Raw genomic sequence first — 23,267 nt, forward strand, 5'->3', positions numbered from 1 at the left:
ATAAGGAGGTAAACGACAATGGCTCTAAAAAAATATAAGCCAATTACTAATGGTCGTCGTAATATGACTGGTTATGATTTCTCAGAAATCACTGAAACAACTCCAGAAAAATCATTATTACAACCGCTACCGAAAAGAGCGGGACGAAATAACCAAGGTAAATTGACAGTTCGCCATCGCGGTGGAGGACATAAACGTCAATACCGTGTTATTGATTTCAAACGTAATAAAGACGGCATCAACGCTAAAGTTGATTCAATACAATATGATCCAAACCGTTCAGCAAACATTGCATTATTAGTTTATGCTGATGGTGAAAAACGCTATATCATCGCTCCAAAAAACCTTAAAGTAGGTCAAGTATTGGAAAACGGTGAAAATGCAGATATCAAATTAGGTAATGCATTACCATTAATTAACATCCCAGTAGGTACAGTAGTACACAACATCGAGTTGAAACCTGGTAAAGGTGGGCAAATCGCTCGTTCAGCTGGTGCTAGTGCACAAGTACTTGGTAAAGAAGGTAAATATGTTTTAATCAGATTAAGATCTGGTGAAGTACGTATGATTCTTTCAACTTGCCGTGCTACTATTGGTCAAGTTGGTAACATCCAACATGAACTTGTTAACGTTGGTAAAGCAGGACGTTCTAGATGGAAAGGCAAACGCCCAACAGTTCGTGGTTCTGTAATGAACCCTAACGATCACCCACACGGTGGTGGTGAAGGACGTGCACCTATCGGTATGCCATCTCCAATGTCACCTTGGGGTAAACCTACGCTTGGTAAGAAAACTCGTCGTGGTAAAAAATCTTCAGACAAACTTATCGTTCGTGGACGTAAGAAGAAAAAATAAAAATGACTTATTTGCGTGTGCGGCATGATTGCTGCACGCTCACAATAAGAAGGGAGGCGCCACTATGGCTCGTAGTATTAAAAAAGGACCTTTTGCTGACGATCATCTAAAGAAAAAAGTTGAGGCTCAAAGCGGAAGCGAGAAAAAACAAGTAATCAAAACTTGGTCACGTCGTTCAACTATTTTCCCTGATTTTATCGGACATACATTCGCAGTATATGATGGACGTAAACACGTACCTGTATTCGTAACTGAAGATATGGTTGGTCATAAATTAGGAGAATTCGCACCAACACGTACTTTTAAAGGTCATGCAGCAGATGACAAAAAAACTAGAAGATAACTTCTAACAAGTAGAGGAGGAAATTCGAATGGAAGCAAAAGCGGTTGCTAAAACAATAAGAATCGCACCTCGTAAAGTTAGATTAGTATTAGATCTAATTAGAGGCAAGAGCGCTGGTGAAGCTATAGCGATTTTAAAATTAAAAAACAAAGCTTCATCACCAGTAGTTGAAAAATTATTAATGTCCGCTTTAGCAAATGCTGAACATAACTATGACATGAACACTGATGAGTTAATAGTTAAAGAAGCTTATGCTAATGAAGGACCAACATTAAAACGTTTCCGTCCACGTGCACAAGGCCGTGCAAGTGCGATCAACAAACGTACAAGCCACATTACAATCGTCGTAAGTGACGGTAAAGAAGAAGCTAAAGAAGCTTAATAATCTTTTAAGGAGGGAACACTGTGGGTCAAAAAATTAATCCAATCGGACTTCGTGTTGGTATCATCCGTGATTGGGAAGCTAAATGGTATGCAGAAAAAGACTTCGCATCATTATTACACGAAGATTTAAAAATCCGTAAGTATATTGATAACGCATTAAAAGAAGCATCAGTTTCTCAAGTTGAAATTGAGCGTGCTGCTAACCGTATCAACATCGCTATTCATACTGGTAAACCAGGTATGGTAATCGGTAAAGGCGGTTCAGAAATTGAAAAATTACGTAATAAATTGAACTCATTAACAAGCAAAAAAGTTCATATCAATGTTATTGAAATCAAGAAAATTGATTTAGATGCTAAACTTGTTGCTGAAAATATTGCAGTACAATTAGAAAATCGTGCATCGTTCCGTCGTGTACAAAAACAAGCTATTACTAGAGCTATGAAAAATGGCGCTAAAGGTATCAAAACACAAGTTTCAGGTCGTTTAGGCGGAGCTGACATCGCTCGTATTGAGCAATATTCAGAAGGAACTGTTCCACTTCATACACTACGTGCCGACATTAGTTACGCACATGCAGAAGCTGACACTACTTACGGTAAATTAGGTGTCAAAGTATGGATTTATCGTGGAGAAGTTCTTCCTGCTACTAAGAACACTAGTGAAGGAGGAAAATAATAATGTTACTACCAAAACGTGTAAAATATCGTCGCCAACATCGTCCTAAAACAACTGGTCGTTCTAAAGGCGGTAACTATGTAACATTTGGTGAGTATGGTTTACAAGCAACTACAACTTCTTGGATAACATCTCGTCAAATCGAATCAGCTCGTATTGCAATGACACGTTTCATGAAGCGTGGCGGGAAAGTTTGGATTAAAATCTTCCCACATACACCTTACACTAAAAAACCTTTAGAAGTACGTATGGGTGCTGGTAAAGGTGCGGTTGAAGGCTGGATTGCAGTAGCAAAACCAGGTAGAATTTTATTTGAAATCGCAGGCGTTGACGAAGAAGTTGCGCGCGAAGCATTACGTTTAGCTAGTCACAAACTTCCAGTGAAAACTAAGTTTGTAAAACGTGAAGAATTGGGTGGTGAAACAAATGAAAGCTAAGGAAATTAGAGACTTAACCACTTCAGAAATCGAAGAACAAATTAAATCTTCAAAAGAAGAGCTTTTTAACCTACGCTTTCAGTTAGCAACAGGTCAATTAGAAGAAACTGCACGTATTCGCACGGTAAGAAAAACGATTGCACGTCTAAAAACTGTTGTTCGTGAAAGAGAAATTGAACAAGGTAAAGCTAATCAATAATTTAATTTAAAGAGGAGGTTACTATAGTGAGCGAAAGAAATGATCGTAAGGTTTATGTAGGTAGAGTCGTTTCCGATAAAATGGATAAAACTGTAACTGTACTTGTTGAAACATACAAAATGCACAAATTATATGGTAAACGAGTAAAATACTCTAAAAAATACAAAACTCATGATGAAAACAACTCAGCTAAATTAGGGGACACAGTTAAAATACAAGAAACACGTCCTTTATCAGCAACTAAACGTTTCCGTTTGGTAGAAATTGTTGAAGAATCAGTTATTATTTAATAAATAGTGAAGATAAAGGAGGTTTAACTCATGATCCAACAAGAAACACGATTAAAAGTAGCAGATAACTCTGGTGCACGTGAAGTTCTTACAATTAAAGTATTAGGTGGATCTGGTCGTAAAACAGCGAATATTGGTGACGTTATCGTAGTAAGTGTTAAAAATGCTACACCAGGTGGCGTTGTCAAAAAAGGTGAAGTAGTTAAAGCTGTTATCGTACGTACTAAATCAGGCGTACGTCGTAACGATGGTTCATACATCAAATTTGATGAAAATGCATGTGTCATTATTCGCGACGATAAAGGCCCACGCGGTACTCGTATCTTTGGACCTGTTGCACGTGAATTACGTGAAGGCAACTTCATGAAAATTGTATCATTAGCTCCAGAAGTACTTTAATAATACATTTATAAATATATAAATTTAAGGAGGTGCCACACATGCATATCAAAAAAGGTGACAACGTAAAAGTTATCGCAGGTAAAGACAAAGGTAAAGAAGGTAAAGTTGTTGCAACTGAACCTAAAAAAGACCGTGTCGTTGTGGAAGGTGTCAATACAATCAAAAAGCACCAAAAACCAACTCAATTTAATCCTGAAGGTGGAATCTTAGAAACAGAGGCAGCAATCCATGTTTCTAACGTACAATTATTAGATCCTAAAACGAATGAACCAACACGCGTAGGTTATAAATTCGAAGATGGCAAAAAAGTTCGTATCGCTAAAAAATCAGGCGAAGAAATCAAAACTAATAATTAATAACTAATTGAAAGGAGGATCCACTGTGAACCGTTTAAAAGAAAAATTCAACTCTGAAGTTACTCAAAACTTAGTGAAACATTTTAACTATAGTTCAGTAATGGAAGTGCCGCAAATTGATAAAATCGTAGTAAATATGGGTGTCGGTGACGCTGTACAAAATACTAAAGTATTAGATGATGCTGTAGAGGAATTACAAGCTATCACTGGTCAAAAACCATTAATCACAAAAGCTAAAAAATCTGTTGCAACATTCCGTTTACGTGAAGGTATGCCAATTGGTGCTAAAACAACTTTACGTGGCGAAAGAATGTATGACTTTTTAGATAAATTAATTTCTGTATCACTACCTCGTGTACGTGACTTCCGTGGTGTATCTAAATCTGCATTTGATGGCAGAGGTAACTACACTTTAGGTATTAAAGAACAATTAATTTTCCCTGAAATCGACTATGACCGAGTAAGTAAAATACGAGGAATGGATATCGTTATCGTAACAACTGCTAACACTGACGAGGAAGCTCGTGAATTGTTAACACAATTCGGTATGCCATTTCAAAAATAATCTCTAAAGGAGGCTAATTAAGTGGCTAAAACTTCAATGGTTGCTAAGCAACAAAAAAAACAAAAGTTCCAAGTACGTGAATATACTCGTTGTGAACGCTGTGGTCGTCCACATTCCGTATATCGTAAATTCAAATTATGCCGTATTTGTTTCCGTGAATTAGCTTATAAAGGCCAAATCCCTGGCGTTCGTAAAGCTAGCTGGTAATATAAAAAGTCTGAAAGGAGGCAACAATCAATGACAATCAACGATCCAATTGCAGATATGCTAACTCGTGTAAGAAACGCCAACATGGTGCGTCACGATAAATTAGAATTACCTGCTTCAAACATTAAAAAAGAAATTGCTGAAATTTTAAAAAGTGAAGGTTTCATTAAAAACGTAGAATTTGTTGAAGACGATAAACAAGGGGTTATCCGTTTATTCCTTAAATATGGTCAAAACAATGAACGTGTTATCACTGGATTAAAACGTATTTCTAAACCAGGTTTACGTGTTTATGCTAAAGCTAACGAAGTACCTAAAGTACTTAACGGTCTTGGCATTGCATTAGTTTCTACTTCAGAAGGTGTTATCACTGATAAAGAAGCAAGAAAACGTAATATCGGCGGAGAAATCCTAGGTTACGTTTGGTAATAATAAATAACAAGGAGGTGCGATAACATGAGTCGTGTTGGTAAAAAATTATTGACATCCCTAGTGACGTAACAGTAACTATTGAAGGCAATACAGTAACTGTTAAAGGTCCTAAAGGTGAATTGTTTAAAACTATGGATGAAAGAATGACATATAAACAAGATGAAAGTACTTTAGAAGTTGTGAGACCATCTGATTCTAAAGATGATAAAACAGTACATGGTACAACTCGTACTTTAATTAATAATATGATCATCGGTGTTAAAGAAGGATACCAAAAAACATTAGAACTAGTAGGTGTAGGTTACCGTGCTCAAATGCAAGGTGAAGACTTAATCCTTAATGTTGGCTATTCACACCCAGTTGAAATTAAAGCTGATAATGGTGTTAGTTTCGCTGTTGAAAAAAATACTAAAGTTACAGTAACTGGTATTTCTAAAGAAGCAGTTGGCGCTATCGCTTCAAACATTCGTGCAACAAGACCACCAGAACCGTATAAAGGTAAAGGAATTCGCTATCAAGGAGAATTCGTTCGCCGTAAAGAAGGTAAAACTGGTAAATAATAAATAACTTTCAGAAGAAAGGAGTAATAAAATGATCAGCAAAATTGATAAAAACCAAGTGCGTTTGAAAAGACATGCTCGTGTCCGTAATAAATTGTCAGGCACAGCTGAAAAACCACGTTTAAACATCTATCGTTCAAACAAGCATATTTACGCACAAGTTATCGATGATGTTAATGGCAAAACATTAGCACAAGCATCAACACAAGAAAAAGACTTAGCAAATGAAACAGGTTCAAAAGTTGAACTTTCAGCTAAAGTCGGCGAAACTGTAGCTAAAAGAGCTAGCGATAAAGGTATTAAAACAATTGTTTTTGACCGTGGAGGATATTTATACCATGGCCGTGTTAAAGCCTTAGCAGATGCAGCTCGTGAAAATGGATTAGAATTTTAATTTGAAGGAGGGACATTTACATGGCTCGTAGAGAAGAAGTGAAAGAATTTGAAGAACGCGTTGTTACAATTAACCGTGTTGCTAAAGTTGTAAAAGGTGGTCGTCGTTTCCGTTTCACTGCTTTAGTAGTGGTTGGAGATAAAAACGGTCGCGTTGGATTCGGTACTGGTAAAGCACAAGAAGTGCCAGAAGCAATCAAAAAAGCAGTAGAAGCAGCTAAGAAAGACTTAGTAGTTGTTCCACGTGTTGAAGGTACAACACCTCACATTATTAATGGTCGTTTCAGTTCAGGTAATGTTTTAATGAAACCAGCAGCACCAGGTACTGGTGTTATTGCAGGTGGCCCTGTTCGTGCGGTATTAGAATTAGCTGGTATCACTGATATCTTAAGTAAATCTTTAGGATCAAATACACCAATCAACATGGTTCGTGCAACAATTAATGGATTAAAAAACCTTAAAAATGCTGAAGAAGTTGCGAAATTACGCGGTAAATCAGTAGAAGAATTATACAATTAAGGAGGGAAAATAAGTTATGGCTAAAGTACAAATTACCCTCACTCGTAGTGTTATAGGTCGTCCAGAAACACAACGTAAAACTGTTGAAGCTCTAGGTTTAAAAAAAACGAACTCTTCAGTAGTTGTTGAAGATAACCCTGCTATTCGTGGGCAAATCAACAAAATCAGTCACTTAGTGACAGTAGAAGAAAAATAATTAAGGAGGTGCCGAAATGAAATTACATGAGCTAAAACCGTCAGAAGGTTCTCGTAAAGTACGTAACCGTGTTGGACGTGGTGCAGCTACTGGTAACGGTAAAACTAGTGGTCGTGGACAAAAAGGTCAAAAAGCACGTTCAGGTGGTAGTGTAAGACCAGGTTTCGAAGGTGGTCAATTACCATTATTCCGTCGTTTACCAAAACGAGGTTTTACTAACATTAACCGTAAGGAATATGCTATTGTTAACTTAGACCAACTTAATAAATTTGAGGATGGTACTGAAGTAACTCCTGCTTTATTAGTAGAATCTGGTGTAGTTAAGAACGAAAAATCTGGTATTAAAGTACTAGGTAAAGGTTCACTAGACAAAAAGTTAACTGTGAAAGCTAACAAATTCTCTGCGTCTGCAGTAGATGCTATTGATGCAAAAGGCGGAGCACACGAGGTGATCTAATGTTTCAAACGCTTGTGAGCTTCTTTAAAACTAAAGAAGTTCGTAACAAGATCTTTTTTACTCTCGCAATGTTAGTTATTTTTAAAATAGGTACTTATATTCCAGCACCTGGCGTAAATCCAGCTGCTTTTGACAGTAGACAAGGATCTCAAGGTGTCACTGATTTGTTAAATACATTTGGTGGCGGAGCCTTGCAGAATTTCTCAATCTTTGCCATGGGTATAATGCCTTACATTACTGCATCAATTGTGATGCAGCTATTACAAATGGATATTGTTCCGAAGTTTTCTGAGTGGGCAAAACAAGGTGATGCAGGTAGAAAAAAACTTACTAACATCACACGTTATTTTGCTATTGTTCTTGCCTTTATCCAGTCAATTGGGATGGCGTTCCAATTTAATAATTATCTAAAGGGTCAATTGATCATTGATCAATCAATCCTTAGTTATTTATTAATAGCTGTTGTATTAACAGCAGGTACAGCATTCTTAATTTGGATGGGTGATCAAATCACTCAATTCGGTGTTGGTAATGGTATTTCGATTATCATCTTTGGTGGTATTTTATCATCACTACCTTCATCATTAATTCAGTTCTATCAACAGTCTTTCGTAGGTCAAGATGATACTACAATGGCATGGTTGAAAGTACTAGGGTTAATCATCGGAATGGTATTATTAACAGTTGGTGCAATATTTGTATTACAAGCTATTCGTAAAATTCCAATTCAATATGCGAAAAAGCAATCAACACAACGATTAGGTTCACAAGCAACATATTTACCTTTGAAAGTTAACGCTGCTGGGGTTATCCCCGTTATCTTTGCAATGGCATTCTTCTTGTTACCTAGAACATTAACATTGTTCTTCCCTGACGCTAGTTGGGCGCAGAAGATTTCAGACGTGGCAAATCCATCGAGTAATATCGGTATGATTGTTTATGTGGTGCTTATCATTGCATTCACATACTTCTATGCATTTGTTCAAGTCAATCCTGGAAAGATGTCAGATAATCTCAAGAAACAAGGAAGTTATGTTCCAGGTATTAGACCTGGTGAACAAACAAAAAAATATATTACTGGAGTTCTCTATCGTTTAACATTTGTAGGGTCAATATTCTTAGCTGTAATTGCGATTCTGCCAATCATTGCTACTAAAGTAATGAGCTTACCTCAATCTATTCAGCTTGGTGGTACCAGCTTACTTATCGTAATTGGTGTAGCAATAGAAACAATGAAGAGTCTTGAAGCTCAAGTGACTCAGAAAGATTATAGAGGCTTTGGTGGTAGATAAATTGTAGGAGGGCACTTATGAATATCATTTTAATGGGTTTACCTGGTGCAGGTAAAGGAACTCAAGCGAGTGAAATTGTAAAGAAATTCCCAATTCCACACATATCTACTGGAGACATGTTCAGAAAAGCGATTAAAGATGGAACAGATTTAGGCAAAGAAGCTAAATCATTCATGGATCGTGGAGAATTAGTCCCTGATGAAGTAACTGTGGGCATCGTTAAAGATAGAATTTCTGAAGACGATGCAAAAAAAGGATTCTTACTAGATGGCTTTCCTCGTACTATTGAACAAGCTGAAGCATTAAATGAAATTATGCAAGAATTAGATAGAAAAATTGATGCTGTTATCAATATAGAGGTAGCTGAAGAAGAATTAATGAACCGCCTAACTGGTCGTAGAATTTGCGAAAAATGCGGAACAACTTATCATCTTGTATTCAATCCTCCTAAAGTTGAAGGTATTTGTGATCTTGATGGTGGTAAATTATACCAACGTGAAGATGACAACCCAGAAACAGTTGCAAATCGTTTAAATGTCAATGTTAAACAGTCTAAACCTATCTTAGAATTCTATGATAATAAAAAAGTATTAAAAAACATTGATGGTTCAAGAGATATTAAAGTCGTAACTGAAGACGTTATCGATATCTTAGAAAACTTAAAATAATATCAACTTGTACGGTCTATGGAATGTCGAAAGTATAATTGAATAAGAGTGACAATGCGATATAGTAATTCATTTTAATTTTGTTAAACTTATTAACAACACTTATAGACTCGTATGGTTAGAGTTGATTGTTGACGATAACCAACTATTGCAAAAAGGGGAAGTTAATAAATGGCTAAACAAGATGTTATTGAATTAGAAGGTACTGTGTTAGATACTTTACCAAATGCAATGTTTAAAGTAGAATTAGAAAATGGTCATGAGATTTTAGCTCACGTAAGTGGTAAAATCAGAATGAATTATATTCGTATTCTGCCTGGCGACAAAGTAACTGTAGAAATGTCTCCGTACGATTTAACGCGCGGAAGAATTACGTATCGTTATAAATAATCGTCACTCCATAATATAGGGAGGTATTAAAATGAAAGTAAGACCATCAGTAAAACCAATTTGCGAAAAATGTAAAGTCATTAAACGTAAAGGTAAAGTAATGGTAATTTGTAGCAACCCAAAACATAAACAAAGACAAGGCTAATAAAGAGAGGTGTAAATAATTATGGCACGTATTGCAGGAGTAGATATTCCACGTGAAAAACGTATTGTTATTTCATTAACTTATGTATATGGTATCGGTACTACTACAGCTAATAAAATTGCTGAAGAAGCTAACGTTTCACCAGACACACGCGTTAACGAATTAACTGATGATGAATTAGGTCGTATCCGTGAAGTAGTAGATAGCTATAAAGTAGAAGGTGACTTACGTCGTGAGCAAAACTTAAACATTAAACGTTTAATGGAAATCTCATCATACCGTGGTATCCGTCACCGTCGTGGCTTACCAGTACGCGGACAAAAGACTAAGAACAATGCTCGTACTCGTAAAGGCCCAGTTAAAACTGTAGCTAACAAGAAAAAATAATAGGTAAAGGAGGCAAAATTTAAATGGCACGTAAACAAGTATCTCGTAAACGTAGAGTGAAAAAGAATATTGAAAATGGTGTGGCTCACATCCGTTCAACATTCAATAATACAATCGTAACAATTACTGATGAATTTGGTAATGCGTTATCATGGTCATCAGCAGGTGCACTTGGATTCAAAGGATCAAAAAAATCAACTCCATTCGCAGCTCAAATGGCATCAGAAACTGCTGCTAAATCAGCTATGGAACATGGTTTGAAATCTGTTGAAGTCACTGTAAAAGGCCCAGGTCCTGGTCGTGAATCAGCTATCCGTGCATTACAATCAGCTGGATTAGATGTAACTGCAATCCGTGACGTTACTCCAGTTCCACATAATGGTTGTCGTCCACCAAAACGTCGTCGCGTATAATTTTATTGTTATTGTCGCAGGTCACTGAGAAATTACAGTACAAATCAAGTCGACGTAATCAAGGAGGATATTTGTAAATGATTGAAATCGAAAAACCTAGAATTGAAACAATTGAAATTAGTGATGATGCTAAATTCGGTAAGTTCGTTGTTGAACCACTAGAACGTGGCTACGGTACTACACTAGGAAACTCCTTACGTCGTATCCTACTATCTTCATTACCAGGTGCTGCCGTTAAATACATTGAAATCGAAGGCGTATTACATGAATTCTCAGCTATAGATAATGTTGTTGAAGATGTTTCTGCAATTATTATGAACATCAAAAAGCTAGCATTAAAAATCTATTCTGAAGAAGAAAAAACTTTGGAAATCGATGTTAAAGATGAAGGCGAAGTAACTGCAAGTGACATTACTCATGATAGTGATGTAGAGATACTGAATCCTGAGATTAAAATTGCAACAGTTTCTAAAGGTGGACATTTAAAAATCCGTCTAGTTGCTAATAAAGGTAGAGGCTACGCATTAGCAGAACAAAATAACACTAGTGATTTACCAATTGGTGTAATTCCAGTTGATTCATTATATTCACCTGTAGAACGTGTTAACTATACTGTAGAAAACACGCGCGTAGGTCAAAGTAGTGATTTTGATAAATTAACGTTAGATGTTTGGACTAATGGTTCTATAACGCCACAAGAGTCTGTTTCATTAGCTGCAAAAATCTTAACTGAACATTTGAATATCTTTGTTGGATTAACTGATGAAGCACAAAATGCTGAAATCATGATTGAAAAAGAAGAAGATCAAAAAGAAAAAGTTCTTGAAATGTCAATTGAAGAATTAGATTTATCTGTACGTTCTTACAACTGTTTAAAACGCGCAGGTATCAACTCTGTCCAAGAGTTAGCTGATAAATCAGAAGCTGACATGATGAAAGTCCGTAATTTAGGTCGTAAATCTTTAGAAGAAGTTAAATACAAACTTGAAGATTTAGGTTTAGGATTAAGAAAAGAAGATTAATATAAAGGAGGTTAACTCATGGGTTACAGAAAATTAGGTCGTACTTCTGATCAACGTAAAGCTATGTTACGCGATTTAGCTACATCACTTATCGTTAGTGAACGTGTTGAAACTACAGAAGCACGTGCAAAAGAACTACGTAGTGTTGTTGAAAAATTAATCACTTTAGGTAAAAAAGGAGATTTAGCTTCTCGTCGTCAAGCTGCTAAAACTTTACGCAATGTAGAAATCTTAAATGATGATGAATCAATTCAAACTGCACTACAAAAATTATTCGGTGAAGTTGCTGAACGTTATACAGAACGTCAAGGCGGTTACACTCGTATTCTTAAAGTAGGCCCTCGTCGCGGTGACGGAGCTGAATCAGTAATTATCGAATTAGTTTAATTTAAATATACGTACTACTATGTATAAAGCAAATGAGTGCAACGATAATGTTTGCCACATACAAATATTGTCTAGCTCAGAGTACCCCATCAAACTTAATAAACTTTAAAGCGTGAACTCAAAAATATGATGGGGTGCGCGCTTTTTTTATTTATAAGGCCTCCACAATTCATACAGAATTGAGGGGCCTTATGCATTTGAAAATCAAGAGGTTGGGACAAAATACATGTCTCATCCTCAATTATTATATTGGCAGTGCCTGACTGGACTGAAAATGTGATTATATTAAACTTTTAAAGAACTACTTCATTTATGAAGAGCAGTAGTTCTTATTCAAGAGCTTCAACGCTTGTATGCCATTTTCTAGTCCGCTTTAGCGGGACTTGGCTCATGCGACGAAATCTTGTTAGAAAAATTAGATTTCTGTCCCACTCCCATTAGCAAGGTATGAACACTTACACTAATGCGCAAATGTCAAAAGAGTTATTTTATAAAAGTTTTAAAGTACTTATTTATAGCAGTGTTTCTTTAGACTTTACTAGTGCTTCTTTAGAAAGTTTCATGTAAAATAGGATAAGTATACAACAATGATGATTATAAATTTTGGGAGGCAATTGATGTGGACACGCGAGATAATATTATTACATTTAATCATGTTTCATTTAAATATAATAGTGATGAACGATTTGCGTTAAATGACGTATCTTTTGAGATTCCAAAAGGACAATGGACATCAATTGTAGGACATAATGGTTCAGGTAAATCTACTATTGCTAAACTAATGATAGGCATAGAATCACCATTTGATGGTGATATTTATTTGCTTAATAGATTAGTTCAAGAAGATAATTTGAGTTATTTAAGACAGCACATTGGCATTGTGTTCCAAAATCCTGAAAATCAATTTGTAGGGTCTACAGTGGAGTATGATGTTGCATTTGGTTTAGAAAATAATGGCGTAACATATGAAAGCATGCAGAGTATTGTGCCTGAAGCATTAGCTGACGTAGAAATGTTAGATAGAGCTAAATACGAACCCCAGTCTCTCTCAGGAGGCCAAAAGCAACGTGTTGCAATTGCAGGAGTCCTTGCTTTGGATACAGATATCATTATATTAGACGAAGCTACTTCTATGTTAGACCCTGCTGGTAGAAATGAGTTACTTTCATTGATTCATCGTTTAAAAGACGATAAAGATGTTACGATTATTTCTATTACACATGATTTGTCAGAAGCAGTAGAGGCCGACCATGTAGTGGTGTTAAATGAAGGTACTGTACATCAATCGGGCTTACCAGAAGAAATTTTTAGTGATGGTAATGAACTCACAAAGATTGGTTTAGATCTTCCATTTTCAATGCGGATGCATCAGCAGTTATTAGGCGTTACTGATTACGTAACTCATGAAGGGTTGGTAAGAAAATTATGACGGTTCATTTTAACCAAGTTAGTTATGTATATCAAAATGGCACACCCTTTGAGTATCTTGCGTTGGAAGACATTGTCACGTCATTTGAACAAGGAAAATACTATGCTGTAATAGGACAAACTGGTTCTGGCAAATCAACATTGATTCAACATTTCAATGGCCTTTTAAAGCCAACTAGTGGTGCGTTAGAAGTAGATGATATAACAATCACCCATAAGACTAAAGATAAGTTTTTAAAGCAAGTACGTAAACGCGTAGGTGTTGTATTTCAATTTCCGGAGTCACAGCTATTCGAAGATTCTGTTGAAAGAGAGATTCTTTTTGGTCCTCAAAACTTTAACATGCCACTTAACGAAGTAAAAGAACGTGCGTTTCGTTTACTATTAGAATTTGGTTTTAACAGGGATATATTGCAGCAGTCTCCTTTTCAAATGTCAGGTGGGCAAATGAGAAAAATCGCAATTACATCAATACTGGCAATGGATCCAGACATTGTTATTTTAGATGAACCTACTGCAGGCCTTGATCCAAAGAGTAGAAAACAAATCATGGAATTAATAAAAAAACTTCAAGTAGAACAACAAAAAACAATCATCCTTGTAACGCATGAAATGAATGACGTAGCAAAATATGTAGATGAAGTTAAAATTATGAGCAATGGCAAACTTATTGATTCATGTACACCACGTAAATTATTTAGTGATACGAACTATGTGAATCAAATGCACTTAGATGTACCAAATATTGTGAAACTGCAAAGGGATATTGAAGATAAACATCAATATTATTTTAATAAAATCGCATTAACTGAAGCAGAATTTATTGAAATGTATAAGGAGTGGCAACAACATGAGAGATAAGTTTATCATAGGCCGCTATCTGCCGTTAGATACAATAATCCATCGTTTGGACCCACGTTCAAAATTGATATTTGCCTTTTTCTTTATTGTATTAATCTTTTTTGCACATTCGTTTGCTACTTATTTTTGGTTGTTTCTATTAATATTAACTTTCATGAAGTTAGCCCATATTAAATTATGGTTTTTAGTAAAAGGATTAACGCCAATATGGATATTTCTCATATTTACCTTTCTAATGCATTTGTTTCTAACCAAGGGCGGCACAAGAATATTTGAGATGTCATTTATCTCTATCGATACACAGGGGATTTTAGAAGGTATTTATATTGTATTGAGACTCATGTTCATCATTATGATTTCAACGATATTAACGTTAACGACAAGTCCAATTGACTTAACAGATGCATTTGAAAGACTATTATCACCGCTTAAACTTGTTAAGATACCTGTGCATCTATTGAGCATGATGATGTCGATAGCGTTGAGATTTATACCAACACTGATGAACGAGTTAGATAAAATTATTTTAGCTCAAAAATCTCGTGGCTCAGAAATAAGCTCTGGAGGATTGATTAATCGAATTAAAGCATTTATACCATTATTAATACCATTGTTTATTTCAGCATTTCAAAGGGCAGAAGACTTAGCTATTGCAATGGAAGTAAGAGGTTACGATACTAAAAAACAGCGTACGAGTTATCGTAAGTTGCAATGGCGATGGACAGATGTATTAGTGCTCATATTACTAATACCAATAGCAGTGATATTGTTTGTTTTAAAATATATAGGAGTGTAATGCATGATGCGTGTTTTAGTAAATATTTCATACCAAGGAAGTCAGTTTCTTGGTTTTCAAATACAACAAAATGGTAGAACAGTACAACAACAGTTTGAAAAAATACTTAAAAGAATGCACAAACGTCATGTGCGAATTCACCCAAGTAGTAGAACCGATAAAGGCGTACACGCGTTAGAACAATATTTTCATTTTGATACAGAATTGAACATTGCTCCGCCACAATGGAAGTACGTAATGAATCGTGCTTTGCCTGATGATGTTTATGTGAATGATGTAATGATTGTCGATGATGACTTTCATTGTAGATATGATTGTGTCGGAAAGTCTTACCGTTATAAAATTTATCAATCAGAGCACAAGGATCCTTTCCAATGCGGTTTAAAAACATATATTACTGATTCATTAGATACTGAAAAAATGAATAGGGCAGCCCAATTATTCGTAGGAACGCATGATTTTACTGGTTTTTGTTCACAAAAAACAGAAGTAGAGAGTAAAGTGCGCACGATATATGAAAGTCGTATTAAAATTACAGAAAATGGTCTGGATTATATTGTCACAGGCTCAGGATTCCTATATAATATGGTACGTGTGCTTATGGCGTTTCTATTAGAAGTTGGCAAAGGAAAGCGTAATCCTGAAGAGGTACCTGAGTTATTAATGATGAAAGATCGTAATCAGGTTCCGTATACTGCACCATCTGAAGGATTATATTTAGAGCGGATTTATTTGACATCTTCAGCGTTAATCAATGACTTTGGTAGTGATATAAAAATACATCAAAAAAAATCATCACAAAATGATTAAATAAGATTGACAAAACGGCTTAAAAATTATACGATTACTAACGGTATTGTTTTATATCACCCACGATAAGCCCCGGAATCTTATTGTGTAACAAGATATAGAAGCACGTAGAACAAGAACAAAAAATTAACAAAATAAATGACATCTAAACTTAAAAGTAATAACTATTAAACAAGAAACATTTATTTATTCTAGGAGGACAATTATATGCGTCAAACATTTATGGCTAATGAATCAAACATTGAGCGCAAATGGTATGTTATTGATGCTGAAGATAAAACACTTGGTCGTTTATCATCAGAGGTAGCAACTATTTTACGCGGTAAAAATAAAGCAACTTATACACCACACGTTGATACAGGTGATTATGTGATTATCATCAACGCTTCAAAAATACATTTTACAGGTAACAAAGAACAAGATAAAATGTATTATCGTCACTCAAACCACCCAGGCGGAATTAAATCAATTTCTGCTGGTGAGTTAAAAGCTAAGAACCCAGAACGTTTACTTGAAAATTCAATTAAAGGTATGCTTCCAAGCACGCGTTTAGGCGAAAAACAAGGTAAAAAATTATTTGTATATGGTGGCGCTGAACATCCACACGCTGCACAACAACCAGAAAACTACGAGTTACGTGGTTAATTAAAAGGAGGAAATTACATTGGCACAAGTTGAATATAAAGGCACAGGCCGTCGTAAAAACTCAGTAGCACGTGTACGTTTAGTACCAGGTGAAGGTAATATTACTGTTAACGGCAGCGATGTACGTAGCTACTTACCATTTGAATCATTAATTTTAGATATAAACCAACCGTTTGATGTTACAGAAACTAAAGGTAACTATGATGTTTTAGTTAACGTTCACGGCGGTGGATTTACTGGACAAGCTCAAGCAATCCGTCACGGTATTGCTCGTGCATTATTAGAAGCAGATCCTGAATACAGAGGTTCTTTAAAACGCGCTGGATTACTTACTCGTGATCCTCGTATGAAAGAACGTAAAAAACCAGGTCTTAAAAAAGCTCGTCGTTCACCACAGTTCTCAAAACGTTAATCGATTTGTTATTAATTCAACATCAAAGGTCATTTTATGGTGTCAGTTGGTGTTAAAGAGACAATTCATTTAATAGATTTAAAGCATCGGCATCTTGCTGATGCTTTTTTTCTGGCATTAATTCAAGATAATAATTTTGAGTAGTTAGTACTGAATTATGTCCAAGACGCCTTGATATATAGTCTATACTGATATCTTTAGAGAATAAAAATGAAGCATGTGTATCTCGTAGGCCATGAAAAGTTGTTTTCTGAATATCCAACTTATTAAGTAAATCATGCAATTGTTTGGCTTGATGAAAACCATCAGTTTTGAATATATAATCAGCTTTCTTAGAAGACAATTTTAGCAAAGCGTTATAAACATCTTTATTAATAGTAATATCACGTTTAGAATGTTTTGTCTTTAAGCTAATGTCAGAGTTAGTAGGGCTTATTGAACGTTGTATTTTAATACCATACTTAAAAATATCATCTTTTGTAATACCCAATAATTCCCCTCTACGAGCTCCAGTTTCAAGTGCTAATAATACTAAAACATTAAATTCGTCTTCTTGATTTGATAGGCAATAATGTCTGAGTTTTTTAAATTCAGTGATTGAAAGAGGGATGTTCTTTTTTTCAGTATCTTTTCCTTTTGCCTTAAGTAGATGACCAAAATCATTTGGTATTAAACCACGGGCATATGCATATTTCAACGACCCTTTAATTTTTAACATTAATTCTTTAGTGGTTTTTTAGAATGAGTCTGGGAATATATATCAAGTTTTCGCTGTATCACAATATCATTTAAGTTTTTTAGCTGTATATCATTAAAGAATTTTTCAATAATTGTTGTTGTTCGCATGTAATTGATATATGTTGCTTCTCTTACCTCATCTTTTTTAATTATCTCCACCCAATTTCTATAGAAATCGGAAAACTTGGTAGTACGATCAGCAATATTTTTTCCACGACCTTTTTCTAATTCCATCTCAAGAGCCCATAATTCAGCATCTTTTTTATCTTTAAATGTTTTGGTTTCTCTTTTATACACTCCCTTTTTATATAGTGAGATTGTTACACGATATGAGTTTCCTCGTTTTTTTATAGTTGCCATTTTATCAACCTTTCTGTTTGAATGATAAAATAGACTAGTCTATATAAAGATATATAAATTTTTCATTTACTTCAACTAATTGACTAATCTAAACAGTGACTTTCAATAAATTCTATAATTTTTGATTTTACAAATCTTTCTTGTTTACCAAGTATAAATGATTTGAATTCAGGATGATTTCGGATGTATTTATCAAACGATTTAGGATCAATTCCAAGCAATTCCGATGCTTGTTGTCTAGTTAATAAGATTGGTGAGTCGTTCATTTTAATTTTCCTCCTTATTTTTAACTGGATGATGTCGTCTTGAATCTAAGTATCGTGCGAAAAAATATGTTCTATCAACTATTAGATCTAGTAAAAGGTAGTTATTATCTCTAGCGAATTTTACGAGATCTTGAAATTCAGTGAAATCATTTATTTCAATAATATCTATTACCTCATTCATGAAAGTCTTTGAGTTCTGTTCCAACAGGAATTTATCAATATCAAATCCTGCTCCATACTCTATATCATCGATACTATATGGTGTTTTATCAGGATTTTGAGCGTGTGTAAAATAGTCAAACATTCCTTTTGGAGACATAACTATTTCAACATGAGTGGGACCATTTAAGCTTTCGCTAATTAATTCAGATACTTGTGAATAACTTTTTAATGATTCAAAAAATAATGCTCCATGTTTGTGAGATTTCTTAATTTCACCTGTACTTAAATTGGTGTCTATGTTATGCCATGGACTTAAAACAAACGGGACATGGATACTTTCTAAGATTTCTAAGTAATTTTCAGGTACACTTTCTTCGTAAATAAGGAACGCCCATTTAGTTGATCGTTTTTCTTTTTTCAAAATTATTCCTGCTTTCTAATTTGATTATTGATTATTGATAGAATGGGGGTCGTAGTGACTCCATTCAATTTAAATACATTGGCGCTTGTGGTTTTCACTTTGTGAACCACAGCGCCAATTAATTTCGTTTTTGACCTTCATACCATATATGCCTTCCGATACGCTGTGGTGATGAAAAATAGTATTCTGGATGTCTACTTGAAATTTCTTCTTTGATATCTGACTCCATTGTTTTTAATAGTTTTTGTGCTTGTTGCATACGAGGTACTTTAATAAAAATCCTTACTTTATCTTTGTGAACATCGAGCACACATTTTTTAATTGCTTTATTAAAATTCTGGGTGATTGGATTATGTTTTGTGTTATGGCTCTTATCCCAATATGATGTATCTTCAGTCATATCACTTTGAGCTAAAAAATGACGGAAGGATATTGTGTAATATACAGATTTGAAATGATTCCATATGGAGTCTTTAATCATACGTTTAATTATGTCAATCACAATAAGTAAACACGCAATAATTACTAAACTGATACTGAGTTTAAGTAATATATTTGTAGATAAATTGATATAATAAATAATTCGAGTAAGAATTAATATATCAATCATTGATAGTAACGTACTTAGTAACCGAAATAGCCCACCAAAAAGTAAAATAAATAGTGCATATATGAATAGATAGATGATTAAATTATAAATATGCATGAAGTAGGTTTTAGTCATTATAAAACACCTGCTTTCGTATAATAAGTTGGACACAAGAGTGGCAGAACTTGAAACGGCGATTCATTATCAATTATTTGAATTAGACCAGTACCCTTACCAATAGGAATAACAATCCCTTCAGGGTCAAGGTCGGGGAATAAAAATTGGGTTGTTTTTTTATTGATATTACCAATTTGGATTAATACATTGAGTTGTTCCCTTACAGATATAGGAATTGTATTATGATCGAAACGTTGTGATACGAGTAATAAATGAACTTTTGTCGCACGCCCGAGTAGCGCAATTTGTGAAAGTAACGAGAAGAAGGCATCTTTAATTGTTTTATTGATACCTTCTGATAAAGCTAGTACTTCATCTATTACAACTGTAATATGTTTAAATTGATGGTCAGGATTATCATAAAGAACGGTTTGTCTTTGTTGAATAGTTGTTAAACATTGGCTTAAATTTTCGTTAACTTCAGATACAAAGTCAGACTTAGAGCGATTTTGACTTGGATGAATGACAGGAACATCATTTTCTCTTGCCCAACGGCTTGGTGTATCAAACTTGGGGTCTACGATGATTAAATCAGACATCAGTTTTAAAATACTTAACAAGTATGTCAATGTATATGATTTGCCACTACCTGAATTTCCAGCAATAGCTATAGATGTAATTTTATTATAGTTAATAGTTAAGTTTTTCATGATAGGTATTTGATCGTCTCTCAGTGATGATGTGAATTTATCTAAATCAGCAATAACAAGACGCTCTGAAACACCTCTTTTCCAAGGGAAAAATAGGGCACGTTGTATATGCATGTCATCAGTATCAATCGGTATAAAGTATGCAGAATTTTGCTTAAGTAGCGTATATCTTGGATATAGCGCTGCACTAGCAATCAAGAAAATTTTCTCATATAAATCATTATCGATTATATATCCAGAAGGTAAGTGAGGAAGAAAGATAAATCCATCTTCCTTCACTTGACAAGTAAAACTATTTGTGTAACTTGTCTCACCTTGCATGATTGAACCTAAAGCCATGTTCAAACTTTGTAAGAGGTATTGTTCTAGATCTTTCTGTTTCATTATTTTACCTCCTTGATATTTGAAGCTTTGAAGTATACGTTATTACGTATTTCACAAGCTTCTAAATCATCAAATTGAATCATTGAAATATATTTAGGAAGGCTGATTTCTGTTTCAAATTTAACTGTGAAAGGCGGTAGTCCTTCCTGAGAAAACCATGCTTTGTATGCAATAATTTCACCTGTTGGTTGATTATCTTCAAAACGTTGTTGGGGGAAAAGATCAGTACTTAAGCTATAAATTGGTTTGTTATTGCTAATGTACTCAAGTGCTGTGTTACTAGAATATCCATTTTTTCTAAATTTCGGTTGAATTTTCATAATTAAAAACTCCTTTATTAATTAATATATAACCTTCTATTGATAGGGAGAAAATTATGGAAAATCTCGGATGTATATTTACATAAAATGAATTTTTAATGATTTTTTCAAAGCAATAGTGACCTTAGTTAAGCGTTTTTTGATTGTTTTATCACTTAGACCTGTCTCTCTACTAAGTTGTGAATAGCTTTTTTTTTCTAAGTAAAAGCCAACGATAATCGCATAGTCAGTTTTATTTAGTAAAGCTAACTTTTTGTTAACGGTGATTTGAGTTTCTTTCAGTAGAAGTGATTCTAAAGGAGAATATATAGAACTAGCGATATTATCTCCAAATTCATAAGTATTTCCTTCTAGAGAATTATTAATATGATTTAAATAAAGAACATGATTGGCTCTATCTTTACGTTTTGAATTTTCATAAGGTTGATTGAGTAATTTAGATATCGTATCCCAATCTTGATTATCCAAAGCTTTTTGTATCTTAATCTCTCTTCTTTTTGTAACTTGATTCATTGATTATTTCTCTCCTTATTAGTCCGTGTTAAGATAGAAAGAAACGATAGTTATGGGTAAAAAAAGCACACCAAATAAACGGTGAAACCACTTAATACAAAGACATTATTTGTAAATGAGTCTTCGCTTCGTTTCAATCCGTCCATTTGATGCGCATCATATTGGACTGTTTAAATGTAATTAACCAAAGTTAACTTTGATTAATTATATTTTCTCAAATAATCCAGATAAAATTGTTAGTAAAATATTTGTCTCATAACTAAAAAAATCTACCAACTTTCAATATTAATAACGTAATCAAAAATACTTATATTTGAGGTGTAATGATGGACTTAGAAAAAATGATGGATGTAATTGTAGGAGATAAGATTAAAAGGTATAGAAAGTCACAGAATTTAACACAAGAGGCGTTTTGTGAACAATATATAAATGAGGTGAGTATTGATAAATATAGATTATCTGCATTGGAAAATGGTAGAAGAAATGAAAATAAAAATCCTAACTTTTTGACTTCAGAACATGAGGAGTTTTTTTCAAAGTTAATGAACATAGAAGTTACAGAATTTTGTTATGGCAGTATTGAAGAAAAACACCGAATAATTAAATTAATACTATTAAATATTTTTATGAATGGAACAACTCAAACTGGCAATTCAAATGATCCAAAAACTGAGCAATCTCCTATTTTTGATTTGAATATGACAGATGATAAAATATTTTTTAGATTGGCGTTTCATAATTTGGAATAAATGAGATTAAAAGATTTAGCTTTTGATACATATAATGATGTGTTAAATGATAAGAAACTTGGTGAGACGGTACTACAGGATAGGAAACAAATTTTTATTCATGAATTACAATCATATGATAGTTTTTTTTACAGTTACAATAACGCAAGATATTATGATTTTTTAATGGATGGAAGTCAATGTTTCTCAAAACCAGCATCTATAATATTAAAATCTTTATTTGGCGATTTTGAATTTGCTAATGAATTTTTAACAACTACAGAAAATTTAGAATCATTTCATTTTGAAAATTTGATTCTGAGGGCAAATAAAAAGAGTTATTACATCGATAATTATCTTAGAGGAATAGGTAATTTTGGAGCACAAGCTATAGATTGGAAAGAAATAGGTTATAAGTGTTTTATCCATAGTTTCAACGAATTCTATAATAATCATGCAGAAATTTTTCTTGAGTTTTTTGAGCAAAATTTATTTCAATACCCGTATCGTGGAATATCAAATAAACAAATAAACTTATTATTTCAAAGCGAATATTTTTTAAATATATTGAATGAAATTTACGAAAGTGATCAATATTTGCTTAACAGAATGTTAGGACATAATTTTACGCGTGCAATGATTCAAAAATTTTCATTAATTGAACATCGCTCAAAAAAATTAGCAAAACTTAACCCTAATTTTAAAAATAGTGAAATAATTAGCCCATCAGAATATTACGATGTAAAAAAATTTATATAGAACGAAGAAAAGATGTCTATGATTTAGACAAATATTTATATGATTTTGAGAATATGACAACATTATTTGCAGATGAAAGAGAAAATGATAAAAGGGCAGGTATGTTTTTACCAGAGTACTTTGATATTACACCTTTAAAATAAATGAACTTTTATTAGAAAGAGTTGTTGCTTTGATTCAAACAGGTAATAATGAAATTTTGTTAGAAAAATTATAATTATGAAGCTAATTTTACAAATTAAATACCATCAATTAGAAAACTAAAGTATGC

Annotated in this window: 40 protein-coding genes and 1 pseudogene; 33 read left to right on the forward strand and 8 right to left on the reverse strand. The window is 33.9% G+C overall.

The window, feature by feature from the left end:
* The first annotated feature begins 18 nt into the window (after positions 1–18).
* The 31 genes and pseudogenes from rplB to rpsI all read left to right on the forward strand — a co-directional run bounded on the left by rplB (position 19) and on the right by rpsI (position 16,929).
* A complete protein-coding gene (gene rplB, locus AOB58_RS12330; RefSeq protein ID WP_064783527.1) occupies positions 19–855 on the forward strand; it encodes a 50S ribosomal protein L2 in 837 nt (278 codons plus the stop codon).
* 64 nt (positions 856–919) lie between these two features.
* The gene (gene rpsS / locus AOB58_RS12335) at positions 920–1,198 is read left to right on the forward strand and encodes a 30S ribosomal protein S19 (protein WP_002482616.1); all 279 of its coding nucleotides are present in this window, start codon (positions 920–922) and stop codon (positions 1,196–1,198) included.
* Between the two features lie 28 nt (positions 1,199–1,226).
* Positions 1,227–1,580, forward strand: a complete 354-nt coding sequence (rplV, locus tag AOB58_RS12340) for a 50S ribosomal protein L22 (protein WP_002482617.1) — start codon at positions 1,227–1,229, stop codon at positions 1,578–1,580.
* Positions 1,581–1,603: 23 nt separating this feature from the next.
* Positions 1,604–2,260 (forward strand): 30S ribosomal protein S3, encoded by a 657-nt coding sequence (gene rpsC, locus AOB58_RS12345; RefSeq protein WP_002506968.1) that lies wholly within the window; start codon positions 1,604–1,606, stop codon positions 2,258–2,260.
* Between the two features lie 2 nt (positions 2,261–2,262).
* Positions 2,263–2,697 carry a 50S ribosomal protein L16 gene (gene rplP / locus AOB58_RS12350; RefSeq protein WP_021338400.1) on the forward strand — a complete coding sequence of 145 codons (435 nt, stop codon included), beginning with the start codon at positions 2,263–2,265 and terminating at the stop codon, positions 2,695–2,697.
* The gene (rpmC, locus tag AOB58_RS12355; RefSeq protein ID WP_002506970.1) at positions 2,687–2,896 is read left to right on the forward strand and encodes a 50S ribosomal protein L29; all 210 of its coding nucleotides are present in this window, start codon (positions 2,687–2,689) and stop codon (positions 2,894–2,896) included. The genes rplP and rpmC overlap by 11 nt, the downstream gene beginning before the upstream one ends.
* Before the next feature lie 26 nt (positions 2,897–2,922).
* Complete coding sequence (gene rpsQ, locus AOB58_RS12360; RefSeq protein WP_002506971.1) at positions 2,923–3,186, forward strand: 30S ribosomal protein S17; 264 nt, start codon at positions 2,923–2,925, stop codon at positions 3,184–3,186.
* 30 nt (positions 3,187–3,216) lie between these two features.
* Positions 3,217–3,585 (forward strand): 50S ribosomal protein L14, encoded by a 369-nt coding sequence (gene rplN / locus AOB58_RS12365; RefSeq protein ID WP_002506972.1) that lies wholly within the window; start codon positions 3,217–3,219, stop codon positions 3,583–3,585.
* A 41-nt stretch (positions 3,586–3,626) separates the two neighbouring features.
* Positions 3,627–3,944, forward strand: a complete 318-nt coding sequence (gene rplX / locus AOB58_RS12370; RefSeq protein ID WP_002506973.1) for a 50S ribosomal protein L24 — start codon at positions 3,627–3,629, stop codon at positions 3,942–3,944.
* Positions 3,945–3,969: 25 nt separating this feature from the next.
* Positions 3,970–4,509, forward strand: coding sequence for a 50S ribosomal protein L5 (gene rplE, locus AOB58_RS12375; RefSeq protein WP_002506974.1), 540 nt, complete (start codon positions 3,970–3,972; stop codon positions 4,507–4,509).
* A 21-nt stretch (positions 4,510–4,530) separates the two neighbouring features.
* A complete protein-coding gene (locus tag AOB58_RS12380; protein WP_002482625.1) occupies positions 4,531–4,716 on the forward strand; it encodes a type Z 30S ribosomal protein S14 in 186 nt (61 codons plus the stop codon).
* Positions 4,717–4,746: 30 nt separating this feature from the next.
* Entirely contained in the window at positions 4,747–5,145 is a 399-nt protein-coding gene (gene rpsH, locus AOB58_RS12385) for a 30S ribosomal protein S8 (protein ID WP_002506975.1), read from the forward strand.
* A gap of 27 nt (positions 5,146–5,172) precedes the next feature.
* A pseudogene (gene rplF, locus AOB58_RS12390) lies at positions 5,173–5,708 on the forward strand (50S ribosomal protein L6).
* Between the two features lie 31 nt (positions 5,709–5,739).
* Positions 5,740–6,102: a 50S ribosomal protein L18 gene (rplR, locus tag AOB58_RS12395; protein WP_002506977.1), complete on the forward strand. Its 363-nt coding sequence runs from the start codon at positions 5,740–5,742 to the stop codon at positions 6,100–6,102.
* Positions 6,103–6,122: 20 nt separating this feature from the next.
* Positions 6,123–6,620: a 30S ribosomal protein S5 gene (rpsE, locus tag AOB58_RS12400; RefSeq protein WP_002506978.1), complete on the forward strand. Its 498-nt coding sequence runs from the start codon at positions 6,123–6,125 to the stop codon at positions 6,618–6,620.
* A gap of 16 nt (positions 6,621–6,636) precedes the next feature.
* A complete protein-coding gene (rpmD, locus tag AOB58_RS12405) occupies positions 6,637–6,816 on the forward strand; it encodes a 50S ribosomal protein L30 (protein ID WP_021338399.1) in 180 nt (59 codons plus the stop codon).
* A 16-nt stretch (positions 6,817–6,832) separates the two neighbouring features.
* On the forward strand, positions 6,833–7,273 hold the full coding sequence (gene rplO / locus AOB58_RS12410; protein ID WP_021338398.1) for a 50S ribosomal protein L15: 441 nt from the start codon (positions 6,833–6,835) through the stop codon (positions 7,271–7,273).
* Positions 7,273–8,565 (forward strand): preprotein translocase subunit SecY, encoded by a 1,293-nt coding sequence (secY, locus tag AOB58_RS12415; protein ID WP_002506981.1) that lies wholly within the window; start codon positions 7,273–7,275, stop codon positions 8,563–8,565. The genes rplO and secY overlap by 1 nt, the downstream gene beginning before the upstream one ends.
* Before the next feature lie 17 nt (positions 8,566–8,582).
* Positions 8,583–9,233, forward strand: coding sequence for an adenylate kinase (locus AOB58_RS12420; RefSeq protein WP_002506982.1), 651 nt, complete (start codon positions 8,583–8,585; stop codon positions 9,231–9,233).
* Positions 9,234–9,404: 171 nt separating this feature from the next.
* Positions 9,405–9,623, forward strand: a complete 219-nt coding sequence (infA, locus tag AOB58_RS12425; protein WP_001118443.1) for a translation initiation factor IF-1 — start codon at positions 9,405–9,407, stop codon at positions 9,621–9,623.
* Positions 9,624–9,654: 31 nt separating this feature from the next.
* Positions 9,655–9,768 (forward strand): 50S ribosomal protein L36, encoded by a 114-nt coding sequence (gene rpmJ, locus AOB58_RS12430; protein WP_002482634.1) that lies wholly within the window; start codon positions 9,655–9,657, stop codon positions 9,766–9,768.
* Between the two features lie 21 nt (positions 9,769–9,789).
* Positions 9,790–10,155 (forward strand): 30S ribosomal protein S13, encoded by a 366-nt coding sequence (gene rpsM, locus AOB58_RS12435; protein WP_002506983.1) that lies wholly within the window; start codon positions 9,790–9,792, stop codon positions 10,153–10,155.
* Positions 10,156–10,178: 23 nt separating this feature from the next.
* A complete protein-coding gene (rpsK, locus tag AOB58_RS12440) occupies positions 10,179–10,568 on the forward strand; it encodes a 30S ribosomal protein S11 (RefSeq protein WP_002506984.1) in 390 nt (129 codons plus the stop codon).
* 77 nt (positions 10,569–10,645) lie between these two features.
* Positions 10,646–11,590 carry a DNA-directed RNA polymerase subunit alpha gene (locus AOB58_RS12445; RefSeq protein ID WP_002506985.1) on the forward strand — a complete coding sequence of 315 codons (945 nt, stop codon included), beginning with the start codon at positions 10,646–10,648 and terminating at the stop codon, positions 11,588–11,590.
* Positions 11,591–11,608: 18 nt separating this feature from the next.
* Positions 11,609–11,977: a 50S ribosomal protein L17 gene (rplQ, locus tag AOB58_RS12450; protein WP_002506986.1), complete on the forward strand. Its 369-nt coding sequence runs from the start codon at positions 11,609–11,611 to the stop codon at positions 11,975–11,977.
* 619 nt (positions 11,978–12,596) lie between these two features.
* On the forward strand, positions 12,597–13,406 hold the full coding sequence (locus AOB58_RS12455; RefSeq protein WP_064783529.1) for an energy-coupling factor transporter ATPase: 810 nt from the start codon (positions 12,597–12,599) through the stop codon (positions 13,404–13,406).
* On the forward strand, positions 13,403–14,266 hold the full coding sequence (locus tag AOB58_RS12460) for an energy-coupling factor transporter ATPase (RefSeq protein ID WP_002511443.1): 864 nt from the start codon (positions 13,403–13,405) through the stop codon (positions 14,264–14,266). The genes AOB58_RS12455 and AOB58_RS12460 overlap by 4 nt, the downstream gene beginning before the upstream one ends.
* A complete protein-coding gene (locus AOB58_RS12465; protein WP_021338395.1) occupies positions 14,256–15,062 on the forward strand; it encodes an energy-coupling factor transporter transmembrane component T family protein in 807 nt (268 codons plus the stop codon). The genes AOB58_RS12460 and AOB58_RS12465 overlap by 11 nt, the downstream gene beginning before the upstream one ends.
* 6 nt (positions 15,063–15,068) lie before the next feature.
* Positions 15,069–15,872 (forward strand): tRNA pseudouridine(38-40) synthase TruA, encoded by an 804-nt coding sequence (gene truA, locus AOB58_RS12470; protein ID WP_064783597.1) that lies wholly within the window; start codon positions 15,069–15,071, stop codon positions 15,870–15,872.
* A 207-nt stretch (positions 15,873–16,079) separates the two neighbouring features.
* Positions 16,080–16,517, forward strand: a complete 438-nt coding sequence (gene rplM, locus AOB58_RS12475; protein ID WP_002506991.1) for a 50S ribosomal protein L13 — start codon at positions 16,080–16,082, stop codon at positions 16,515–16,517.
* 19 nt (positions 16,518–16,536) lie between these two features.
* Complete coding sequence (gene rpsI / locus AOB58_RS12480; protein ID WP_002506992.1) at positions 16,537–16,929, forward strand: 30S ribosomal protein S9; 393 nt, start codon at positions 16,537–16,539, stop codon at positions 16,927–16,929.
* Between the two features lie 52 nt (positions 16,930–16,981).
* Here rpsI and AOB58_RS13855 read toward each other — a convergent pair whose 3' ends face one another.
* The 8 genes from AOB58_RS13855 to AOB58_RS12515 form a co-directional block, all read right to left on the reverse strand.
* Positions 16,982–17,626 carry a site-specific integrase gene (locus AOB58_RS13855; protein ID WP_237283156.1) on the reverse strand — a complete coding sequence of 215 codons (645 nt, stop codon included), beginning with the start codon at positions 17,624–17,626 and terminating at the stop codon, positions 16,982–16,984.
* Between the two features lie 20 nt (positions 17,627–17,646).
* Complete coding sequence (locus tag AOB58_RS13860; RefSeq protein WP_237283157.1) at positions 17,647–18,027, reverse strand: Arm DNA-binding domain-containing protein; 381 nt, start codon at positions 18,025–18,027, stop codon at positions 17,647–17,649.
* An 83-nt stretch (positions 18,028–18,110) separates the two neighbouring features.
* The gene (locus AOB58_RS12490; RefSeq protein WP_064783530.1) at positions 18,111–18,293 is read right to left on the reverse strand and encodes a helix-turn-helix domain-containing protein; all 183 of its coding nucleotides are present in this window, start codon (positions 18,291–18,293) and stop codon (positions 18,111–18,113) included.
* Position 18,294: 1 nt separating this feature from the next.
* Positions 18,295–18,876: a replication protein gene (locus tag AOB58_RS12495; RefSeq protein ID WP_064783531.1), complete on the reverse strand. Its 582-nt coding sequence runs from the start codon at positions 18,874–18,876 to the stop codon at positions 18,295–18,297.
* A gap of 118 nt (positions 18,877–18,994) precedes the next feature.
* Positions 18,995–19,600, reverse strand: a complete 606-nt coding sequence (locus AOB58_RS12500; RefSeq protein ID WP_064783532.1) for a hypothetical protein — start codon at positions 19,598–19,600, stop codon at positions 18,995–18,997.
* Entirely contained in the window at positions 19,600–20,676 is a 1,077-nt protein-coding gene (locus tag AOB58_RS12505; protein ID WP_064783533.1) for an ATP-binding protein, read from the reverse strand. The genes AOB58_RS12500 and AOB58_RS12505 overlap by 1 nt, the downstream gene beginning before the upstream one ends.
* Complete coding sequence (locus AOB58_RS12510) at positions 20,676–20,996, reverse strand: hypothetical protein (RefSeq protein ID WP_064783534.1); 321 nt, start codon at positions 20,994–20,996, stop codon at positions 20,676–20,678. Before AOB58_RS12510 ends, AOB58_RS12505 begins: the two co-directional genes overlap by 1 nt.
* Positions 20,997–21,074: 78 nt before the next feature.
* Entirely contained in the window at positions 21,075–21,509 is a 435-nt protein-coding gene (locus AOB58_RS12515) for an RNA polymerase sigma factor (RefSeq protein ID WP_064783535.1), read from the reverse strand.
* A gap of 326 nt (positions 21,510–21,835) precedes the next feature.
* Here AOB58_RS12515 and AOB58_RS13865 point away from each other — a divergent pair, with 326 nt between their 5' ends.
* Together AOB58_RS13865 and AOB58_RS13870 are read left to right on the forward strand one after the other, a co-directional pair.
* Positions 21,836–22,258, forward strand: a complete 423-nt coding sequence (locus tag AOB58_RS13865; protein ID WP_237283158.1) for a helix-turn-helix domain-containing protein — start codon at positions 21,836–21,838, stop codon at positions 22,256–22,258.
* A complete protein-coding gene (locus AOB58_RS13870; RefSeq protein ID WP_237283159.1) occupies positions 22,259–22,996 on the forward strand; it encodes a hypothetical protein in 738 nt (245 codons plus the stop codon).
* Positions 22,997–23,267: the final 271 nt, after the last annotated feature.

The sequence above is a fragment of the Staphylococcus sp. AntiMn-1 genome (genome assembly GCF_001663395.1).
GTDB lineage: Bacteria > Bacillota > Bacilli > Staphylococcales > Staphylococcaceae > Staphylococcus > Staphylococcus equorum.

What these genes read in the sequence shown, in the direction of transcription:
- rplB (WP_064783527.1), top strand. Translation starts at nt 19, where the DNA reads ATGGCTCTAAAAAAATATAAGCCAATTACTAATGGTCGTCGTAATATG.
- rpsS (WP_002482616.1), top strand. Translation starts at nt 920, where the DNA reads ATGGCTCGTAGTATTAAAAAAGGACCTTTTGCTGACGATCATCTAAAG.
- rplV (WP_002482617.1), top strand. Translation starts at nt 1,227, where the DNA reads ATGGAAGCAAAAGCGGTTGCTAAAACAATAAGAATCGCACCTCGTAAA.
- rplP (WP_021338400.1), top strand. Translation starts at nt 2,263, where the DNA reads ATGTTACTACCAAAACGTGTAAAATATCGTCGCCAACATCGTCCTAAA.
- rpmC (WP_002506970.1), top strand. Translation starts at nt 2,687, where the DNA reads ATGAAAGCTAAGGAAATTAGAGACTTAACCACTTCAGAAATCGAAGAA.
- rplN (WP_002506972.1), top strand. Translation starts at nt 3,217, where the DNA reads ATGATCCAACAAGAAACACGATTAAAAGTAGCAGATAACTCTGGTGCA.
- rplX (WP_002506973.1), top strand. Translation starts at nt 3,627, where the DNA reads ATGCATATCAAAAAAGGTGACAACGTAAAAGTTATCGCAGGTAAAGAC.
- rpsH (WP_002506975.1), top strand. Translation starts at nt 4,747, where the DNA reads ATGACAATCAACGATCCAATTGCAGATATGCTAACTCGTGTAAGAAAC.
- rplR (WP_002506977.1), top strand. Translation starts at nt 5,740, where the DNA reads ATGATCAGCAAAATTGATAAAAACCAAGTGCGTTTGAAAAGACATGCT.
- rpsE (WP_002506978.1), top strand. Translation starts at nt 6,123, where the DNA reads ATGGCTCGTAGAGAAGAAGTGAAAGAATTTGAAGAACGCGTTGTTACA.
- rpmD (WP_021338399.1), top strand. Translation starts at nt 6,637, where the DNA reads ATGGCTAAAGTACAAATTACCCTCACTCGTAGTGTTATAGGTCGTCCA.
- rplO (WP_021338398.1), top strand. Translation starts at nt 6,833, where the DNA reads ATGAAATTACATGAGCTAAAACCGTCAGAAGGTTCTCGTAAAGTACGT.
- secY (WP_002506981.1), top strand. Translation starts at nt 7,273, where the DNA reads ATGTTTCAAACGCTTGTGAGCTTCTTTAAAACTAAAGAAGTTCGTAAC.
- AOB58_RS12420 (WP_002506982.1), top strand. Translation starts at nt 8,583, where the DNA reads ATGAATATCATTTTAATGGGTTTACCTGGTGCAGGTAAAGGAACTCAA.
- infA (WP_001118443.1), top strand. Translation starts at nt 9,405, where the DNA reads ATGGCTAAACAAGATGTTATTGAATTAGAAGGTACTGTGTTAGATACT.
- rpmJ (WP_002482634.1), top strand. Translation starts at nt 9,655, where the DNA reads ATGAAAGTAAGACCATCAGTAAAACCAATTTGCGAAAAATGTAAAGTC.
- rpsM (WP_002506983.1), top strand. Translation starts at nt 9,790, where the DNA reads ATGGCACGTATTGCAGGAGTAGATATTCCACGTGAAAAACGTATTGTT.
- rpsK (WP_002506984.1), top strand. Translation starts at nt 10,179, where the DNA reads ATGGCACGTAAACAAGTATCTCGTAAACGTAGAGTGAAAAAGAATATT.
- AOB58_RS12445 (WP_002506985.1), top strand. Translation starts at nt 10,646, where the DNA reads ATGATTGAAATCGAAAAACCTAGAATTGAAACAATTGAAATTAGTGAT.
- rplQ (WP_002506986.1), top strand. Translation starts at nt 11,609, where the DNA reads ATGGGTTACAGAAAATTAGGTCGTACTTCTGATCAACGTAAAGCTATG.
- AOB58_RS12460 (WP_002511443.1), top strand. Translation starts at nt 13,403, where the DNA reads ATGACGGTTCATTTTAACCAAGTTAGTTATGTATATCAAAATGGCACA.
- AOB58_RS12465 (WP_021338395.1), top strand. Translation starts at nt 14,256, where the DNA reads ATGAGAGATAAGTTTATCATAGGCCGCTATCTGCCGTTAGATACAATA.
- truA (WP_064783597.1), top strand. Translation starts at nt 15,069, where the DNA reads ATGCGTGTTTTAGTAAATATTTCATACCAAGGAAGTCAGTTTCTTGGT.
- rplM (WP_002506991.1), top strand. Translation starts at nt 16,080, where the DNA reads ATGCGTCAAACATTTATGGCTAATGAATCAAACATTGAGCGCAAATGG.
- AOB58_RS13860 (WP_237283157.1), bottom strand. Translation starts at nt 18,027, where the DNA reads ATGGCAACTATAAAAAAACGAGGAAACTCATATCGTGTAACAATCTCA.
- AOB58_RS12490 (WP_064783530.1), bottom strand. Translation starts at nt 18,293, where the DNA reads ATGAACGACTCACCAATCTTATTAACTAGACAACAAGCATCGGAATTG.
- AOB58_RS12500 (WP_064783532.1), bottom strand. Translation starts at nt 19,600, where the DNA reads ATGACTAAAACCTACTTCATGCATATTTATAATTTAATCATCTATCTA.
- AOB58_RS12505 (WP_064783533.1), bottom strand. Translation starts at nt 20,676, where the DNA reads ATGAAACAGAAAGATCTAGAACAATACCTCTTACAAAGTTTGAACATG.
- AOB58_RS12510 (WP_064783534.1), bottom strand. Translation starts at nt 20,996, where the DNA reads ATGAAAATTCAACCGAAATTTAGAAAAAATGGATATTCTAGTAACACA.
- AOB58_RS12515 (WP_064783535.1), bottom strand. Translation starts at nt 21,509, where the DNA reads ATGAATCAAGTTACAAAAAGAAGAGAGATTAAGATACAAAAAGCTTTG.
- AOB58_RS13865 (WP_237283158.1), top strand. Translation starts at nt 21,836, where the DNA reads ATGGACTTAGAAAAAATGATGGATGTAATTGTAGGAGATAAGATTAAA.
- AOB58_RS13870 (WP_237283159.1), top strand. Translation starts at nt 22,259, where the DNA reads ATGAGATTAAAAGATTTAGCTTTTGATACATATAATGATGTGTTAAAT.